This window comes from Mesorhizobium sp. M0030 (assembly GCF_040323695.1).
In the GTDB taxonomy this organism is placed as follows: domain Bacteria; phylum Pseudomonadota; class Alphaproteobacteria; order Rhizobiales; family Rhizobiaceae; genus Mesorhizobium.
On the sequence record NZ_JAMYVE010000011.1, the window covers coordinates 116,531 to 134,574 of the forward strand.

19 protein-coding genes are annotated in these 18,044 nt (G+C 63.8%); 12 read left to right on the plus strand and 7 right to left on the minus strand.

What is annotated here, in order from left to right; all coding sequences use genetic code 11:
• Positions 1-56: 56 nt before the first annotated feature.
• From NKJ80_RS21695 to NKJ80_RS21710, 4 genes are all read left to right on the plus strand, one after another.
• Positions 57-239 carry a type II toxin-antitoxin system HicA family toxin gene (locus NKJ80_RS21695; protein ID WP_023669780.1) on the plus strand — a complete coding sequence of 61 codons (183 nt, stop codon included), beginning with the start codon at positions 57-59 and terminating at the stop codon, positions 237-239.
• Positions 240-302: 63 nt separating this feature from the next.
• Positions 303-713, plus strand: a complete 411-nt coding sequence (locus NKJ80_RS21700) for a type II toxin-antitoxin system HicB family antitoxin (protein WP_023669779.1) — start codon at positions 303-305, stop codon at positions 711-713.
• Positions 714-896: 183 nt separating this feature from the next.
• Positions 897-3,173, plus strand: a complete 2,277-nt coding sequence (locus tag NKJ80_RS21705) for a transglycosylase domain-containing protein (protein WP_023669778.1) — start codon at positions 897-899, stop codon at positions 3,171-3,173.
• A gap of 130 nt (positions 3,174-3,303) precedes the next feature.
• On the plus strand, positions 3,304-4,056 hold the full coding sequence (locus NKJ80_RS21710) for an SDR family NAD(P)-dependent oxidoreductase (RefSeq protein ID WP_023669777.1): 753 nt from the start codon (positions 3,304-3,306) through the stop codon (positions 4,054-4,056).
• A 15-nt stretch (positions 4,057-4,071) separates the two neighbouring features.
• Here NKJ80_RS21710 and NKJ80_RS21715 read toward each other — a convergent pair whose 3' ends face one another.
• Positions 4,072-4,992 (minus strand): zinc-binding dehydrogenase, encoded by a 921-nt coding sequence (locus tag NKJ80_RS21715; RefSeq protein ID WP_352498288.1) that lies wholly within the window; start codon positions 4,990-4,992, stop codon positions 4,072-4,074.
• 111 nt (positions 4,993-5,103) lie between these two features.
• Between NKJ80_RS21715 and NKJ80_RS21720 the strand changes: the two genes are divergently transcribed.
• On the plus strand, positions 5,104-5,913 hold the full coding sequence (locus NKJ80_RS21720) for an AraC family transcriptional regulator (RefSeq protein WP_023669775.1): 810 nt from the start codon (positions 5,104-5,106) through the stop codon (positions 5,911-5,913).
• A gap of 22 nt (positions 5,914-5,935) precedes the next feature.
• Here NKJ80_RS21720 and NKJ80_RS21725 read toward each other — a convergent pair whose 3' ends face one another.
• The 3 genes from NKJ80_RS21725 to NKJ80_RS21735 form a co-directional block, all read right to left on the minus strand.
• Positions 5,936-7,726 carry a cation:proton antiporter domain-containing protein gene (locus NKJ80_RS21725; protein ID WP_023669774.1) on the minus strand — a complete coding sequence of 597 codons (1,791 nt, stop codon included), beginning with the start codon at positions 7,724-7,726 and terminating at the stop codon, positions 5,936-5,938.
• Positions 7,727-7,911: 185 nt separating this feature from the next.
• Entirely contained in the window at positions 7,912-8,361 is a 450-nt protein-coding gene (locus NKJ80_RS21730; RefSeq protein ID WP_023669773.1) for a baeRF12 domain-containing protein, read from the minus strand.
• Between the two features lie 166 nt (positions 8,362-8,527).
• Positions 8,528-8,782 (minus strand): hypothetical protein, encoded by a 255-nt coding sequence (locus NKJ80_RS21735; protein WP_155923978.1) that lies wholly within the window; start codon positions 8,780-8,782, stop codon positions 8,528-8,530.
• Here NKJ80_RS21735 and cysG point away from each other — a divergent pair.
• The 5 genes from cysG to NKJ80_RS21760 all read left to right on the plus strand — a co-directional run bounded on the left by cysG (position 8,781) and on the right by NKJ80_RS21760 (position 13,618).
• Positions 8,781-10,232, plus strand: coding sequence for a siroheme synthase CysG (gene cysG / locus NKJ80_RS21740; RefSeq protein ID WP_023704213.1), 1,452 nt, complete (start codon positions 8,781-8,783; stop codon positions 10,230-10,232). The genes NKJ80_RS21735 and cysG overlap by 2 nt on opposite strands.
• The gene (locus NKJ80_RS21745) at positions 10,229-10,522 is read left to right on the plus strand and encodes a DUF2849 domain-containing protein (RefSeq protein WP_023669771.1); all 294 of its coding nucleotides are present in this window, start codon (positions 10,229-10,231) and stop codon (positions 10,520-10,522) included. Before cysG ends, NKJ80_RS21745 begins: the two co-directional genes overlap by 4 nt.
• Positions 10,523-10,557: 35 nt before the next feature.
• Positions 10,558-12,228, plus strand: coding sequence for a nitrite/sulfite reductase (locus NKJ80_RS21750; RefSeq protein WP_023683051.1), 1,671 nt, complete (start codon positions 10,558-10,560; stop codon positions 12,226-12,228).
• The gene (locus NKJ80_RS21755; RefSeq protein WP_023669769.1) at positions 12,203-12,967 is read left to right on the plus strand and encodes a phosphoadenylyl-sulfate reductase; all 765 of its coding nucleotides are present in this window, start codon (positions 12,203-12,205) and stop codon (positions 12,965-12,967) included. Before NKJ80_RS21750 ends, NKJ80_RS21755 begins: the two co-directional genes overlap by 26 nt.
• A 117-nt stretch (positions 12,968-13,084) precedes the next feature.
• Positions 13,085-13,618, plus strand: coding sequence for a DUF934 domain-containing protein (locus NKJ80_RS21760; protein WP_023669768.1), 534 nt, complete (start codon positions 13,085-13,087; stop codon positions 13,616-13,618).
• Positions 13,619-13,937: 319 nt separating this feature from the next.
• On the opposite strand, the gene NKJ80_RS21765 is transcribed toward NKJ80_RS21760, so the two are convergent.
• Together NKJ80_RS21765 and NKJ80_RS21770 are read right to left on the minus strand one after the other, a co-directional pair.
• A complete protein-coding gene (locus tag NKJ80_RS21765) occupies positions 13,938-14,960 on the minus strand; it encodes a fatty acid desaturase (protein ID WP_023669767.1) in 1,023 nt (340 codons plus the stop codon).
• An 84-nt stretch (positions 14,961-15,044) separates the two neighbouring features.
• Positions 15,045-15,245, minus strand: coding sequence for a hypothetical protein (locus tag NKJ80_RS21770; RefSeq protein WP_023669766.1), 201 nt, complete (start codon positions 15,243-15,245; stop codon positions 15,045-15,047).
• Positions 15,246-15,504: 259 nt separating this feature from the next.
• On the opposite strand from NKJ80_RS21770, the gene grpE reads away from it, so the two are divergent.
• Together grpE and NKJ80_RS21780 are read left to right on the plus strand one after the other, a co-directional pair.
• Complete coding sequence (gene grpE, locus NKJ80_RS21775) at positions 15,505-16,134, plus strand: nucleotide exchange factor GrpE (protein ID WP_023691975.1); 630 nt, start codon at positions 15,505-15,507, stop codon at positions 16,132-16,134.
• 119 nt (positions 16,135-16,253) lie between these two features.
• Positions 16,254-16,886 carry a trimeric intracellular cation channel family protein gene (locus tag NKJ80_RS21780; RefSeq protein WP_023683056.1) on the plus strand — a complete coding sequence of 211 codons (633 nt, stop codon included), beginning with the start codon at positions 16,254-16,256 and terminating at the stop codon, positions 16,884-16,886.
• 100 nt (positions 16,887-16,986) lie between these two features.
• On the opposite strand, the gene olsB is transcribed toward NKJ80_RS21780, so the two are convergent.
• Positions 16,987-17,862, minus strand: a complete 876-nt coding sequence (gene olsB, locus NKJ80_RS21785) for a l-ornithine N(alpha)-acyltransferase (RefSeq protein WP_023683057.1) — start codon at positions 17,860-17,862, stop codon at positions 16,987-16,989.
• Between the last annotated feature and the right edge of the window lie 182 nt (positions 17,863-18,044).

The window sequence follows — 18,044 nt, forward strand, 5'->3', positions numbered from 1 at the left end:
GATTGACTTTCGTTTCCACTATGTGCAAAAATTTGCACATAGATTTGAGCCGAGAAATGAACGAAACCAACACCGCCAAAGTCAAGGCCCGGCTCGAGAGGGAAGGCTGGAAGAACGTCGGCGGCACGAAGCATGACAAGTACAAAAAAGACGGCATGCCGACGATCATGGTTCCTCGCCACAAGACTCTGACGCCGTTGGTAGCTCGGTCTATAGCCAAGGCGGCAGGCTGGGAATAAACCGACCTCATCGCGTTCCGAAGCCTAATGGACATAAAGTCGGAATAAGGAAAGCTGTTAGATATGTCTCGCTATGTCGCACTCGTGGATGCTGCCGACGGCTTTGTCGGCGTCTCGTTTCCCGATGCTCCTGGCTGCGTCGCGCAGTCGGAAAGCCGGGACGAGGCTGTAAAGGACGCTATGGCCGCGTTGGCCGAATGGGTGGCTGAAGAAATCGCGGACGGCCGTAAAATCCCCACTCCTCGCAAAGTCGAGGCGCTTTTAGAAGATGCTGAGGTTCGAGCAGCGCTCGCCGCTGGCGCTATCTTGATGTCCGTGCCCTTGATCCGAGATGCCGGCCGTCCGGCCCGGGCCAATATCTCGTTGGATGCCGGTTTGCTCGCCGAGGCTGACGAAACAGCCAATCGGTTGGGGGTCACCCGATCGGCCTTTGTCGCCGCCGCGTTGCGAGACAAGATCCGTCAAACTGTTTGAACAGTGATCTCGGGCACCCGCCAAAGTACCGCGTTGCCGACGCCTGTTAGCCAGCGGCAGCGGATTTTAGAAATTCTTAAGGAATTTCAGAAGGGTGCATAAACCCTGCTTTAACGCGCCCTTAAACCGCCGCATCTACCCTCCAACCCGAGCGCCATTGATACCGGGAAGACAGCGCAACGCATGGCGAACCGCAGAGACAGTCGCGTCGAACCCAGCTTCGAGGGATCGCCAAAGGCGAAATCCGCGGCCGGTTTTTCGGTGAACGAGGAGGATCGGGTCGTGCCGGCCAATCGCAAATCATCTTCGGCGCGCAAAACCTCCAAGGCAAAATCATCGTCACGCGGCAAGCGCGGCAAACCCCGGCGCGGGCTGTTCGGCGTGATGGCCCGGATGTTCTACTGGTGCTTCGTGCTCTGCATCTGGGGCGGCATCGCGGTGGCCGGCATCGTCGTCTATTACGGCGCCAAGATGCCGGCGGCGACCACCTGGTCGATCCCCGACCGTGCGCCCAACATCAAGATCGTCTCGGTCGACGGGCAACTGCTTGCCAACCGCGGCATGAGCGGCGGCGAGGCGGTCGGCCTGCACGAAATGTCGCCCTACATTCCGGAAGCCGTCATCGCCATCGAGGATCGCCGCTTCTATTCGCATTTCGGCATCGACCCGATCGGCCTGTCACGCGCCATGGTGACCAATGTTCTGGGCCGGCGTTTCTCGCAGGGCGGCTCGACGCTGACCCAGCAACTGGCCAAGAACCTGTTCCTGAAGCCCGACCGCACGCTGGAGCGCAAGGTGCAGGAAGTGCTGCTGGCGCTGTGGCTGGAGCACAAGCATACCAAGGACCAGATCCTCGAAATGTACCTCAACCGGGTCTATTTCGGCTCCGGCGCCTATGGCGTCGAGGCGGCCTCGCGCCGCTATTTCGGCAAGAGCGCGCGCGACGTCACTCTGTCGGAGGCGGCCCTTCTCGCCGGCCTCTTGAAGGCGCCGTCGCGACTGTCGCCGGCGCGGGATCCGAAGGCGGCGGAGGAGCGTTCGCAGCTGGTGCTCGCCGCCATGCGCGACGAAGGCAAGATCAGCGCCAAGGAACTGGCCTCGGCGATGAGCGCGCCGGCAACGCGCGCGCCATCCTACTGGACCGGTTCGGAAAACTACGTCGCCGACACCATCATGGAAGAGCTGCCCGATTTGATCGGCGACGTGCGCAGCGACATCGTCGTCGACACCACCGTCGACCTCAACCTGCAGAAGCTCGCCGAAGAGTCGATCCGCCGGCTGATCGACGAGAGCGGCAAGAAGCTCAATGTCAGCCAGGGCGCGCTGGTCTCGATCGACAATTCCGGCGCCGTGCGCGCCATGGTCGGCGGCTACGACTATTCGACCAGCCAGTTCGACCGCGCCTCCGAAGCACGCCGTCAACCGGGCTCGGCCTTCAAGCCGTTCGTCTATATGGCCGCGCTGGAAGCTGGTCGCACGCCCGACAGCGTGCGCAACGACGCACCGATCAAGATCGGCAAGTGGACACCGGACAATTACGGCGGCAAGTATTTCGGCAAGGTGACGTTGGCGACCGCTTTGGCGAAGTCGCTGAATTCCGTCGCGGCACAGCTAACCATGGAGGTCGGCCCCGACGCGGTGGTCGAGGCGGCGCATCGCATGGGCATCCAATCCGATCTGATCGCCAACACCTCGATCGCGCTCGGCACCTCGGAAGTGACGCCGCTGGAGCTGACATCGGCCTATGTGCCGTTCGCCAATGGCGGCTACAAGCCCGACATCCATTTCATCCGCCGCATCACCACGACCGAAGGCAAGGTGCTCTATGACGACAATGGCGGCAGCGCGCCGCGCGTCGTCAAGCCGAACATTGTCGGCATGATGAACTCGATGATGACCGGCACGGTCGAGATCGGCACGGCGAAGAAGGCGGCCTTCGCCTGGCCGTCTGCCGGCAAGACCGGAACCAGCCAGAATTCGCGCGACGCCTGGTTCGTCGGTTACACCGCAAACCTCACCACCGGCGTGTGGTTCGGCAACGATGACGGCACGCCGATGAAGAAGGTCACCGGTGGCGCGCTGCCGGCACAGGCCTGGCACGAGTTCATGGTGGCCGCGCATGAAGGTGTGCCGGTCCGGCCGCTGCCCGGCACCTGGAAGTCGACGCCGCCCGACACCATCGTGCCCGACGATATTCCGTCAGTCGATAACAATCAGGCGGCGCCGTTGCCTGCCGTGGCCGTCAGCCGTTCTGAGCCTGCTGCCGCACCGGCACCTGCTGCTGTACCCGCACAAGCACCGGTCCGCCGTCCGGCCGAAACCGTCGATGCCGACGGTTTCAACATGCCGGGCGACGGCGGCACCACGGCCTCGATCAAGCATCCGGTACCGCCGGGCAGCGTCGGCGGCCCGACCAAGAAGCGGAAAACCTCAATCCTGGATATTCTCGGCGGCGGCTGAGCGGCTCGTCATTCTAGCTTCGAACCAAATGCGAGCTGGCAATCCGTTCCTCATATGAGAGCTGCGGTGACAATTCGGCCTCTCGCCACCTTCGCGGCATTCGGCTACATCTCCGGCCGGAGTGACAGACATGGCTGAGACCGACACCAGAAAAACCATCGTGCTGACCGGAGCCAGCCGCGGCATCGGACATGCCACGGTCAAGCGCTTTTCGCGTGAGGGCTGGCGGGTCATCACCTGTTCGCGCCAGGCTTTTGCCGAGGATTGCCCGTGGCCAGCCGGCCCAGAGGACCACATCAAGGTCGATCTCGCCGACCAGGAGGATGTCGGCATCGCCGTCTCGGAGATCCGTCACCGGCTGGAAGCGCATGGCGGGCAATTGCACGCGCTGGTCAACAATGCCGGCATTTCGCCGAAGCTCAAGGACGGCAACAGCCGCATGGATTCGATCGACACGCCGATGCATGTCTGGCGCGACGTGTTCCAGGTCAATTTCTTCGCGCCGATCATGCTCGCGCGGGGCCTCTTCAAGGAGCTTGCTGCAGCAAAAGGCTCGATCGTCAACGTCACCTCGATCGCCGGCACGCGCGTGCATCCTTTCGCCGGCACCGCCTATGCGACCTCGAAGGCGGCGCTCGGCTCGCTGACGCGCGAGATGGCGCATGATTTCGGCCCGCACGGCATCCGCGTCAATGCGATTGCGCCGGGCGAGATCGACACCGCGATTCTGTCGCCTGGCACCGACAAGATCGTCGAGACGATCCCACTCAGGCGCCTTGGCGCCACCTCGGAAGTCGCCGACATCATCTTCTTCCTGTGCTCGCAGCAGGCGTCCTATGTGACGGGCTCGGAAATCCACATCAATGGCGGCCAGCACGTCTGAGCACTGACAGACTGCTCATTCGGCGATGGTGAGAACAGCCTTGCCGCTGAAGCTGCGCTGTCGCAAGGCGTCCAGAGCCTGGGCGATGTCTGTCCACGGCACGGTCATGGACACACGGGTTTCCAGCCGGCCAGCCGCGACCAGAGCGAGCAGCGAGGCGATGTCCGCGCCAATGGCTGGACCGGATGTGTAGTAGGCGAAAGTCTGAAGCCTCGCTCCCTCATGGCCCGGAACGAACTGTCTGAAGCCAACCGGCGTGAGTTCGCCGCTGCTCGAACCGAACATGACGATGGTGCCGCCGGGGGCGACGCGTTCGATGGCATGGGCGAGGCTTTGGCCGCCGACCGACTCGGTGATCAGAGAGAATGGCCCTTCGGCCAGTTCGATCGACTCGACGACTTCGTGAGCACCAAGACCGCGGAGATCCTCGGCGTGCCGGGCGGCGGCGATTGCAGTCACCGCGGCGCCTTGCTCGCGGGCGATCTGGATCTGGAAACGGCCGACCGCGCCGCTGGCGCCGGTGATCAACACCTGCTGTCCCGCGAGGTCGCCGCGATGGCGCAAGACCCTTAGGGCCGTCGTGCCCGCCACGGGAAGCGTGGCGGCGGAAACGAAGCTGACCTCATCCGGGATGACGGCGAAGCGGTCGGTCGGAACGGCGACCCGTTGCGCCCAGCCGGCCTCGTCGACCAAAGCCACAACCCGGGCGCCGACGGCAGGCCCGGAGCCATCGGCTGCCGCCCGTTCGACAATCCCTGCGATGTCCTGGCCGGGTATCCAGCCTTTTGGGCGTATGGTGAGCAGGCGCAGTTCGCCGCGGTTCAACGAGGTTGCGTGGACGCAGACAAGCGCTTCGTTGGCGAGGGGTTGAGGTTCGTTGGCCTCGGCAAAGGTCAGTCCGGTGGGGCTGTCGGGAGAGATGACGAGGGCGCGCATGGGAAGCCTTCCTGCCGGTTTGTGACATGCCAGCCACGAACCGGAGCCTATCGACTTCCCGGATCAAAGAATTTAGCTATCATGGCGAATAGTCGCTAAAAGCCGTCAATCATGAGACAGCCTCTCCGCTACCCGTGGGTCAATTTCGACGTCGATGATGTGATCGCTCCTGCAATTGCGGTGCGCGTCGATGTCACCGAAACCAAAGCGGAAGTGGCGACCCATTGGCATCGGAAGGGCCAGCTCGTCTTCGCGCTCGGCGGTGGCGTCACATGCCGCGTCCCGAGCGGCCTGTGGATGGTGCCGCCACATTGCGGGGTGTGGATTCCCGGCGGCATGGAACACAGCAATATCGCGACCGCCAATGCGCGGATTTTCTTCGTCTATATCGAGCCGGGAGCCGCCGATCTGCCGGACCGGTGCTGCACGCTGTCGATCTCGCCGCTGCTGCGCGAATTGATCATCGAGCTGGCCGACCGCATGGAGGAAGACGACGGGAAGGACGCGCTTTTGACTGGGATGCTGCTCTCCGAACTGCCGCGCATGCCGGTCCAGCAGCTGCATTTGCCGATCTCCGCCGAGCCGCGCTTGCGGCGGATCGCCGATGCGTTGGCGCAAGACCCTGCCGACCGCAGCACGCTTGCCGAGTGGGCCACCCGCGTCGCGCTCTCAGAAAGCAGTCTCGCCCGTCTTGTGGTGAAGGAGACCGGACTGAGCTTCGGCCGCTGGCGCCAGCAATTGCACCTGATCGTCGCCATACGGGAGCTGGCCTCCGGTGCGAGTGTCCAGCAGGTTTCGGGCGATCTCGGCTACGCCTCCGTCACCGCCTTCATCACCATGTTCAAGAAAGCGCTCGGCAAGCCGCCGGCAAAGTATCTCGCCAGCGTCGCGCACAATGGCGGCTCCGCCTTCGTGGCGTGATCAACGCGCCTGTGGGCAAGCCTCAGGCCGGGGAGGGCTCAATGGCTTCGGGGCGCGGCATCAGCTTTTGCTCCAGCACTTCTTGCACGATGCCGCGGGCGATTTCGCGTTCACCCATGATGACGGTGTCGGCGCCGAGCCCCATCAGGTGCTCGACCTCGGCATCGGAATGGGCCCGCGCGATGACGTTGATGCCGGGGTTGGCGGCGCGCGCCCTGAGCACGATCTGCCCGGCCTCGAACGCGTTGGGGATGGCAAGGATCAAGCGTTTGGCCCCCTGCGGATTGGCGGCGGCAAACACGCTCGCGCTGGCCGCATTGCCGGAGACGATTTCGACGCCGTCGTCTCTGAGCCTCGCCAGCGTCTTGTCGGCGTCCTCGATGACCAGGAAGGGCAGCGATGCCTGTTTCAGCGCCGCGCCGACCAGGCTGCCGACGCGGCCGTAGCCGATCAGGATGGTGTGGCCCGAAAGCGTTGTGCGTGGCGGCGGGCCGTCCTCTTTGGCAGCAGCGGCCACCGAGGCCACTTGTCCGGGCTGCGTCGCCGGGCCGACCGGCTTGGCCTCTTCCGGTGGTGCTGCCTTGGCGGCGCGCGCGTCCAGCCATGGCTTCATCCAGTCGAGGGCGAGGAACATCAGCGGATTGACCAGGATCGACAGGATGGCGCCTGCCAGGATCAGGTCGCGTCCCTGTTGCGGCAACAGCTTCAGCCCGACGCCGAGCTCCGCCAGGATGAAGGAGAACTCGCCGATCTGCGCGAGGCTGGCCGAGATCATCAAGGCGGTTCCCAGCGGATAGCGGAAGGCGATGACGATAACGAAGGCGGCCAGCGACTTGCCGATGACGATGATGGCCAGCGTCGCCAGGATCGGCCAGCCATTGCTCATCAGGCTGAACGGATCGAACAGCATGCCGACCGAAACGAAGAACAGCACCGAGAAGGCGTCGCGCAGCGGCAGTGATTCCTCCGCCGCGCGGTGGCTGAGCTCGGATTCGCTCATGATCATGCCGGCGAAGAAGGCACCGAGCGCCAGCGAGACGCCGAACAGTTTGGCGGCGCCGAAGGCGACGCCGAGCGCGATCGCCAGCACCGCCAGCCGGAACAGTTCGCGCGAGCCGGTATGGGCGACGTAATGCAGGATCCACGGAATGACGCGGCGGCCAACCACCAGCATGACGATGACGAAGGCGACGACCTTGGCCAGCGTGAGGCCGACGACGCCCCAGATGCCGTAGCTGGCCGGCAGCGACAAAAGGCTCGCATGGTCATCGACCTGCGGCTGGCCGCCGAGCACGCCGGCCAACGCCGGCAAAAGCACCAGCGCCAGCACCATGGCGAGGTCCTCGACGATCAGCCAGCCGACGGCGATGCGGCCGCGCTCGGTCTCGATCAGCCGTCGCTCCTGCAACGCGCGCAACAGCACCACTGTGGACGCGACGGAAAGCGCCAGGCCGAAGACGAGGCCTGCGCCCATCGACCAGCCGAGCATCCATGCGAGGCCGGCGCCGAGCGCGGTGGCAAAGCCGATCTGGACGATGGCGCCGGGTACGGCGATGGCGCGGACGGAGAGAAGGTCCTTCAGCGAGAAATGCAGGCCGACGCCGAACATGAGCAGGATGACGCCGATTTCGGCCAACTCATTGGCAAGACCGGCATCGGCGACGAAACCCGGCGTGTTCGGTCCGACCAGTACGCCGGCGACGAGGTAGCCGACCAGCGGCGGGATGCGAAAACGGTTGGCGAGCGCCCCGAAGATGAATGCCAGCCCCAGACCGGCGACGATGGTGGCGATAAGGGGCGTGTCATGCGGCATTGTCTATGGAGCGCCTTTCGGGAAATGTCGGGTGTGCGCCGCCCGAAGCCGCCGCCTTTTTCAATATGGTGGAGGGGGTGCGGGCGACGCAACCCGCAAGACGTAAATTGGTGGCCAGAGGCACCGAAAACGAAAGGCGCGCGCAGCAAAACCGCTGCGCGCGCCAATACCGAATGATCGATGCGTCACGCCGCCTGCAGCATGGCCTCGATATCGATCAGCGGGCGGTTGGTCAGGGTCTTTGGGATCTCCGCCTGCACCTTGTCGGTGACTTCCTTGTGCAGTTTCTTGCGCATGGTGCCGAGCACCAGCGGTGGCGCGACCAGCACGATGTCGTCGAAGATGCCGTGATGGGCGAGCTTGTAGAGCCGGTCCGCGATCTCTTCGGCAAAGCGTTCCTTGCCTTGCCGGTGCCAGTCGGTTTCCTCAACCGCGCTGCGATGCACGGAGGGGCCGTCATTGTAGCGGCCGGGACTGTCGCTGCCTTGTTCGCGCGTTGCCGGATTGTCCTGTTTCATCTCCTGGAAGAGCTGCAGGTTCGGATAGAGATTGTCGCCCTCGTTCTTCAGGAACAGCGCTTTCTCGCCATCGGCCACCATGACCAGAAGGCCATGTTTCAGGTTGATCTTGCTCATTTGCGCGCTCCTGTTTGAAGGTTCAAATCCAGCCGACGATTGTCTGTTACGGCAGGGGCAGAACGCGTGGAGAAGCGGGAACGTTCCACTTCGTTCGCCGAGATCGCACGCAGCCATATCAAGCCCGATCTATCGTCTATCGGAGCAATGTCCGGAGGTCACGGCTTTAATCTACTAAATTGGTAGAATTTAGAAAAAATAATTTTGCAGCTTGGCCGACTGCCGGATAAAAGAGCCGCAGAACAAAGCCTGCGGCAGCAGCTTGAATCCGCCTGATATGCGGATGTGGAATATTTTTCTCTTGGCCCTTTGGCTTGCGGAAAACCGATTGCCTCCCGTCAGGGGATGCGCGAGTGGGTTCCTTCAGCTTTTTCGCGTCCGCGCCTAAAACTGCCGAATTGTTCCGGAATCTGTTCGTCATGCCGCACACCAATCCCAAGCTCACCGCGTTCCCGGTCTTCATGCGGGTCGAAGGCGAAGCCGTGGCCATCGTCGGCGGCGGAGGCGAAGCGTTGGCCAAGGCGCGGCTACTTGATCAGTCGAGTGCTGTGCTTCGCATCATTGCCGATGTTGCCGACGCCGAATTGCTGAGCTTCATCGCCACGACCGGCGCCATCCGTATCGACGCCCCCTACGACGCCGCGCATCTCGAAGGCGCGGTCCTGGTGTTTGCCGCCAGCGGCGACGAGACGCTCGACCGCCGCGTCGCCCACGATGCGCGCCGCCTTGGCATTCCGGTCAATGCCGTCGACCGGCCGGAGCTATGCGATTTCTTCACCCCGGCGCTGGTCAACCGCGCCCCGGTCGCCATCGCCATCGGCACGGAAGGCGCGGGTCCGGTGCTGGCGCAGATGCTGCGCAGCCGCATCGACCGCATGCTGTCGCCGTCGCTCGGGCCGCTGGCAGCGCTTGCCGCCTCGTTCCGGGGTGCCGCCGAAAAGCTGCTGCCGAAAGGCAACGCCCGCCGCCAGTTCTGGAGCAGTTTTTTCCAGGGTGCACCGGCGCGCGCCGTCGAAGCCGGCGAGCTTTCGCAGGCGCATGACGCCGCCGCCGATCTGTTGCTGTCGAAGGCTCCGGCTTCGGGCCATATCGCGTTGGTTGGCGCCGGGCCAGGTGCTGAGGATCTTCTGACGCTGCGCGCGCATCGGCTTTTGATGGAAGCCGACGTCATCGTCTATGACGCGCTGGTGCCGGAGGCGATCGTCGCCATGGGCCGCCGCGACGCCGAGCGGCTGCCGGTCGGAAAACGCAAGGGATGCCACACCAAGAGCCAGGCCGAGATCAATGCGCTGCTGGTCGATCTCGGCAGGCAGGGCAAGCGCGTCGTGCGGCTGAAGTCGGGCGACCCGCTCGTGTTCGGCCGCGCCGGCGAGGAGATGGCCGCACTGCGCGATGCCGGCATCGCCTATGATGTCGTCCCCGGCGTCACCGCCGCCTTTGCCGCCGCCGCCGACTTCGAGCTGCCGCTGACGCTGCGCGGCGTCTCCTCGTCGATGGTGTTCACCACCGGCCATGATCTGAAGGGCAATTCGCTGCCGGATTGGGCCAAGCTCGCCATTTCCGGCGCCACCGTCGCCGTCTATATGGGCCGCTCGGTCGCCGCCGAAGTCGCCGGACGACTGATCGAGGCCGGCCTGTCGCCGGACACGGCGGTTGCCGTGGTCGAGAATGCCAGCTTGCAGAACCGCCGCCGTTTCCACGGCACACTGGCCGATTTGCCGTCGCTGGAAGAGCGCGCCGATCTGGCCGGTCCGGTGATGACCATCATCGGCGACGCGGTTGCCGGCGCCAACTTTGAACGTTCCGAGCCGCTCGCGGCCCATAACTATGAGGGCGCCGCCAACGCGGCCGACGCAGAGGTCGAGCCATGAAGATACTGACCGCAAACCGCCTCTCCGACGGCATCGCCGTCTGGTACGCCGATGGCGGCTGGGCCGAGACGGTCGACCATGCCGACCTTGCCCATGACCAAGCGGCAGAGGACAGGCTGGAAGCAATCGGCGCCAAGGCCAACGCCAACAATCAGGTTGTCGACGTCAATCTGATCGACGTTGAAGTCATCAATGGCGTCGTCGTGCCGGTACGCTTGCGCGAAAAGATCCGCGCCGCCGGCCCGACCATCCGGGAAGATCTGGGCAAGCAGGCTGCGCGGGCAGCGTAACAAAATACGGGCGGACGCGCCCTGAAAGACGAAACATGTACCGCTACGATGAGTTCGACCACGATTTTGTCCAGGCCCGCGTCGCCGAGTTCAGCGACCAGGTCGAACGCCGGCTGTCCGGCGAGATCACCGAGGATCAGTTCCGGCCGCTGCGGCTGATGAACGGCGTCTACCTGCAGCTGCACGCCTACATGCTGCGCATCGCGGTGCCCTATGGCACGCTGAACAGCGCGCAACTGCGCATGCTCGGCCACATCGCGCGCAAATACGACAAGGGCTACGGCCACTTCACCACGCGCCAGAACATCCAGTTCAACTGGCCGGCGCTGTCCGACATTCCGGCGATCCTGGCCGATCTCGCCAGCGTCGAGATGCATGCCATCCAGACCAGCGGCAATTGCATCCGCAACGTCACCGCCGATCACTTTGCCGGCGCCGCCGCCGACGAGGTCGCTGATCCGCGCCCCTATGCCGAGATCCTGCGGCAATGGTCGTCTGTGCATCCGGAATTCTCGTTCCTGCCGCGCAAGTTCAAGATCGCGGTGACCGGGGCCGAGCGCGACCGCGCCGCCATCCAGACGCATGATATCGGTCTGCATCTGAAGAAGAACGCCGCCGGCGAGCTCGGCTTTGCCGTCTATGTCGGTGGCGGCCAGGGCCGCACGCCGATGGTGGCGCGCAAGATCCGCGACTTCCTGCCGGAAGCCGACCTGCTGTCCTACTGCACGGCGATCCTGCGCGTGTACAACCTCTATGGCCGCCGCGACAACAAGTACAAGGCGCGCATCAAGATCCTCGTCCACGAGACCGGCGTCGAGGAAATCACCCGCCAGGTCGAGGCCGAATGGCAGGAGCTGAAGGACGCCGAGCTGAAGCTGCCGGAAGCCGACATCCGTGCCATCGACGCCTATTTCGCGCCGCCGGCACTGACCGCCCGGCCGGAAGGCGACGCGGCGATCAAGCTGGCGCGGCTCGATTCCAAAAGCTTCTCGGATTGGCTCGACCAGAATGTCGTGACGCATCGCCATCCCGACTATGCCGCGGTGACGATTTCGCTGAAAGGTATCGGCGAAGTGCCGGGCGATGCCACCGACAGCCAGATGGAAGCGGTCGCCGACATCGCCGAGAAATACGCGTTCGACGAACTGCGCGTCAGCCATGAGCAGAACCTGATCCTGCCGCATGTGGCGCGCGCCGATTTGAAAGCGGTCTACGACGCTTTGGTCGACATTGGCCTCGCGACGGCCAATTCCAACCTGATCAGCGACATCATCGCGTGCCCTGGCCTCGATTATTGCGCGCTGGCGACAGCGCGCTCGATCCCGATCGCGCAGGAGATTTCGCTTCGCTTCGCCTCGCTGGAGCGGCAGCGCGAGATCGGCGAATTGAAGCTGAAGATTTCCGGCTGCATCAATGCCTGCGGACATCACCATGTCGGCCATATCGGTATCCTCGGCGTCGAGAAGAAAGGCTCCGAACTCTACCAGGTGACGCTTGGCGGATCGGCCGACGAGAACACCTCGGTTGGCGAAATCATCGGCCGCGGCTTCTCTTCGGAAGAGATCACGGACGCCATCGAGCAGATCGTCGACACCTATCTCGGCCTTCGGCTCGGTCCCAGTGAACGTTTTATCGACGCCTACCGCCGTGTCGGTCCCGCGCCGTTCAAGGAGGCGCTCTATGCTGGCGAAACCAAGGCCGCTTGACCGCATCGTCGACGTCGACGACAGCATCGCCGCCAAAGCGGCGGGCTTCGACGCGCTGTATGGACATCTGAGCCCGCTCGACATCATCGAACGCGCGGCGAGCGAATTGTTTCATGACGAGATCGCCGCCGTGTCGTCCTTCGGCGCGGATTCCGCCGTCCTGCTGCATATGATCGCCAAGGTCGACCGCACGCTGCCGGTCATCTTCCTGGACACCGGCAAGCATTTCGGAGAGACGCTGGGCTATCGCGATGCGCTGGTCGCCGATTTCGGGCTGACCAACATCAGGGTGATCAAGCCCGAAGACGCGGCGCTCGAGCGGGTCGATCCGACCGGCAATCTGCACCAGAGCAATACCGATGCCTGCTGCGACGTGCGCAAGGTCGAGCCGCTGGCGCGCGGCGTCGCCCCCTTCCGCGCCTGGCTGACCGGCCGGAAGCGCTTCCAGGCGGCGACGCGAGCCGCGCTGCCGGTGTTCGAGGCGGTCGGCCCGCGCGTACGCGTCAATCCGCTGGCGCACTGGACGACATCCGACCAGGCTGACTACATGCGCGCGCATGCGCTGCGCGAAAATCCGCTGGTTGCGTACGGCTATCTGTCGATCGGCTGCTTCCCATGCACGCAGCCGGTGCAGCCGGGCGAGGATGCGCGAAGCGGACGCTGGGCCGGTCATGCCAAGACCGAGTGCGGCATCCATCTGTCGGGACTGGAAGTATCGCTGACCGACGCATCCCTTTAAGCTATGGTGATATTCAGGTGAGGCTGGCCTGCAACGGCGGCTTCCGCTCGGAGGCCGCCGGTTTCGTGTGGACCGGCTTTCGCGGACTTTCGATTTTTAGGGCTTTAGGAATTTTCTATGACTGAACAGACCACAGCGGAGACCCGCCTCTGGACCCGGACGGGGTTTCGCGAAGACGAGTGGACACATGCCGAAAGTGCGGATGCACTGGCGGGCAATGGCCGCTTCATCCTGCCGTTGCAGGCATTTCTCGGCCTTGATGCCGAGGTGCGGCGCTCGGCCAAGGAGCGGCTGGGCGTCGCATTGCTGCCGGGCGACCAGCTGGAAAAGATCGTGGATCTGCTCGACCAGCTGTCGCTGGTGGCGCTGGCCTTTCCGGCCTTCAGCGACGGCCGCTCGTTTTCCAAGGGCGAATTGCTGCGCAGCCGCTACGATTTCGAGGGCGCGGTCCGCGCCACGGGCCAGGTGCTCGTCGACCAGCTGCCGCATATGCTGCGCCTCGGCTTCGACGAGTTCGAGATCTCCAACCCGGTTCTGCTGAAGCGCCTCGAAGAAGGCCGCACAGGCGGGCTGGGCCTTTACTATCAGCCGACCGAAGCGTCGGAGCCGAAGGGGCCGAAATACTCCTGGCGGCGCGTTCGCAACAGCTGACGCGACGGTAATTCCGCCTGTCTTTACAAAGACTGTGATCGGGCCTTCTCCTGGCTGTCCGGACGGAAATATCCGCCGGGCGCGAGGGAGGAATCGGCGCTCATCGGCGGCAACACCAATGCACCGTCCATCATGATCGCCGAAAAGGCGCCTGACATGATCAGGGCTGCAAGGTCTGGATGCGCGAGGAGCGCAAGGCTGCCTGAGCCGGTTTTTGGGAGATGCCGCCGCGCCTTCGGTGCGGCGGTTTTTTTCTTTGTCTTACGGAATTCCCAAGCGAAAGCCCGGAAAACCGCCTCACACTTTGCTGGAATTGCTTTTAGGCCAAGGCCCGCGCTTCGCGAAACGAGACCAGCTTGCGGCGGTTCTCGTCCCACAACGCAAGCTTGACGCAGCGCAGGCTGTCGAGGAGCGTGACGCGGCCGATGCCGCGCAGTTCGGGATAGTCGCGCAGCACTTCCTGCAGCCGGTAGCCCGGCACCTTGGCCGAGAGATGGTGCACGTGATGGACGCCGATATTGCCGGTGAACCAGTTCAGCACCGGCGGCAAATCATAATAGGACGAGCCGTGCAGGGCGGCACGCTGGAATTCCCACTCTTCGTCCTTCGCCCATTCCGTCTCCTCGAACTGGTGCTGGACGTAGAACAGCCAGATTCCGGCCGATCCGGCCAGGATCACGATCGGCAAATGGACGATCAGGAAAGCGCCGGGGCCGACCAGCCAGATAAGCAGCGCTGCCGCGACCGCGATGCCGAGATTGGTGGTCATCGACGACACCCAGGGCGTCAGGCCGCCGCGCATCATGCCGACCGGCAGCCTCTGCTCGAAGATGAACAGCCAGATCGGGCCAAGGCCGAACATCACCAGGGGATGGCGGTAGAGACGATAGGCAAGGCGTCCCCGCCAAGACAGCTGCCGGTATTCAGCAACCGTCAACGTCCTGATATCGCCCATGCCGCGCTCGTCAAGATTGCCGGCGCTGGCGTGATGGGTGGCGTGCGCGCGCCGCCAGCAATCGTAAGGGGTCAGCGTCAGCACGCCGAGCGCGCGGCCGATCCAGTCGTCGGCAGTGCGGTTGGCGAAGAAGGAGCCGTGGCCGCAATCGTGCTGGATCATGAAGATCCGCACCAGAAAACCGGCGGCGGGAAGGATCAGGATCAAGCCCCACCAGTGGCCATAGGAATAGGCTGCCGAAGACAGCGCCCACAGCGTAACGAAAGGAATAAGGGTGATGGCGAGTTCAAGAGTGCTGCGTCGCCGGTCGGGCTTCTTGTAGCGCGCCAGGATCTTCAACCAGGCGCGCTTGCTGTTGGCGGCCGTCTCGGGGGAAATCATGTTCATCAGGAAGCATAGGCGGGGCGTCCCGCTGCCGCAAGGAAAAGCTCACGCAAAATTACTGCGCGTAATTGTCGCGCGATAGCATCGCTATTGACGGCGTTGGCCGCCGGCCATGCTGGCTTCTATGCCGTCCAGCCGGTCGAGCAGATCCCGGAAACGGGCGGGAATGTCGGCCTCGGTGCGGAAGGCCGGCAAGGTGCGCAAGAAGCGCGTCGTCGCCTCGGTGCCGAACTGGCGCCTGATGTCGGCGGCGAGCTCTTCGCTTCTGTTGCCAGTATTGCGGTCCATTGTCTCAAATCCTGTGTCGGTTTCAAAACTCCTCCAAGCTTTGAATGGTTCCCCATAGCGGGGTATTGGCAAGCAAAGGCTGCCGTTACGGTAAAGTTTGAATTAATTTTGAACGTCCTTGCGCCCCGCACCAAGTCCGACGGGCAGCCCGCAACATTGCCTGCTGTGGGGCGTCCTCCTGGGCTTGCCCCTTGATTTTTGGCCGCCAAACCTCGATATCGGGCGCAAATCCAAACCATTCGAATGACGGGAAATGGCGATGAGCGACCAGACAAAAGACGAACGCGCGCCCGAGGATATCGAAACGGCCGAGGCCGAGCGCACGCAAGGCGGCATCGACGGCGACTATGAAGCGCTGGTGCGGCTGCTGAAGGAAAACGAGGAGCTGAAGGACCGCGCGCTGCGCGTCGCAGCCGAGATGGAGAATCTGCGCCGCCGCACCGCCCGCGACGTGCATGATGCGCGCGCCTATGCGGTGGCCAATTTCGCCCGCGACATGCTGTCGGTGTCGGACAATCTGCGCCGCGCGCTCGATGCTATCCCCGCCGAGGCGAAAGCGGCCGGAGATGCCGGCTTCAAGGCGCTGATCGACGGCGTCGAGATCACCGAGCGCGCCATGCTGTCGACGCTGGAACGGCATGGGGTGAAGAAGCTCGAACCGGAAGGTGAGAAGTTCGACCCGAATTTCCACCAGGCGATGTTCGAAGTGCCCAATCCCGATGTGCCGGCCAACACCGTCGTCCAGGTCGTGCAGCCGGGCTATTCGATCGGCGAGCGCGTGCTGCGGCCGGCCATGGTCGGGGTCGCCAAGGGCGGCCCCAAGATCGCGGCCACCGAAGCGCCGGTCGAGCCGGGGCCGGTGAACGAGCAGGCCGAGAAGGATGCGTGAGTAGGGTAGGCAGTAGGGAATAGGGAATAGGGAATAGGGAATAGGGGCAGGCGTATCAATCGCGCGGCTTCGTGTTATTCATACTTTCCCTAATTCCCAATCCCTACTACCTCATGTCCCTGACACCCATCGACCTCCTCGACTATGCCGGCGTCGCCGTCTTTGCCGCGACCGGGGCGTTGGCGGCTTCGCGCAAGCAGCTCGACATTATCGGCTTCCTGTTTCTGGCCAGCGTCACCGGCATTGGCGGCGGCACGCTTCGCGACGTCATCCTCAACCTGCCCGTCTTTTGGGTCGCCAACTCCGGCTATGTGCTGGTTTGCGCGGCGGTTGCGGTGCTGGTCTTCTTCATCGCCCACCGCGTCGAATCCCGCTGGAAATGGCTGCTCTGGCTCGACGCCATCGGATTGGCGGCCTTTTCCGTAATGGGCGCGGCCAAGGGGCTGGCCATCACCGGCTCGCCGGTCGTCTCCGTTGTTATGGGCGTGTTGACCGCCACATTTGGCGGCATCCTGCGCGATCTGCTGGCCGGCGAGCCATCGGTGCTGCTCAGGCCCGAAATCTACGTCACCGCCGCACTCGCGGGCGCCGGCCTCTACACACTTGGCGATCTTGCCGGCCTGCCGCCGCTCGCCTCGGATATCGCCGGCTTCGTCGCGGCTTTCCTGGTGCGCGGCGGCGCGCTGAAATTCGGCTGGACCTTTCCGTCCTACAAGAGCCGCCCGGGACGGCGACCGGAGGATATTCCGTAGGGAGAGGGATTAGGGAATAGGGAATAGGGAATAGTCGGTAGTCAGCAATTCGCGGCAGCCTTCACTACTGCCTAATGCCTAATGCCTACTGCCTACTGCCTCACGCCGCAAAGCGCTGCGCTTCCCCGCCATAATAGTTGACGTAGCGGGCGCCGATTTCCTTGACCGGCATCACCACGAACACATCGACGGTGGAGAACTCACGGTCGATGACGCAGCCGTCGCCGATGCGGGCGCCGACGCGCAGATAGCCCTTGACCAGCGGCGGCATGGCCGCGATCGCCGCCTTGGCGTTGACCGCCTCGATCGGCATCAGATCCATCGAGCAATAGCGGCCGGAGACCGCCCGCACATCCCAGGCGGAGTTGGTCCGGCAGTGATGGGCAAGGTAGGTGAGCGCCTCGGCATGCGCAGCCGGCACCGTGCCAGGGAACGAGGCACAACCGGTCATCACGCCGATCTCATAGTGGTTGATGTAGGCCCAGATGCCTTGCCACAGCGCCTCAATGGTGCGCTTCGAGCGATATTCCGGCAGCACGCAGGAGCGGCCGAGCTCAAGGAAGCGCTGGCCGGGATGGCGGGCGATCAGCTTGGTCAGTTCGAACTCGCCTTCGGAATAGAAGCCGCCGGCGGTCGCCGCAATCTCTTGCCGCAGCAGGCGGTAAGTGCCGACGATGCGGCGATGCTCGGGGCCGGAGATCGAGGTGTCAAGCACCAGGAGATGGTCGCACAGCGGGTCGAAGCGGTCGGCGTCGCGCCGGTCCTGCGCCTGGAACAGGTCCTTCCTGGCGCCAAGCTCGTCATAGAACACCCGGTAGCGCACTTCCTGCGCGGCGGCGATCTCGGCCTCATTGCGGGCAAGCCGCACTTCGAGATTGCCGATACGGCCCAGCGGTGCGCCTGTTGCGACGGCATCGGCGTTCCGCGCGGCGAGCAAAGCGCCGCCTGCGCTGGGCCGAGTGTCACATTCCGGCATAACTGTATGCACGAGTGATTCTCCTTCGAGCCATCCCTCTTGGCACGGGGATACGGTGTAGGTGCAACAGGATTGTGACAGTACCGTGATACGGCGCGACGGGCAATACTTCGTCGGCTGGCGAAAACCCTCATTCGGCTACCTACGTGACGCGAGGATTGCGCCAGCGTCACCTTGAAGCG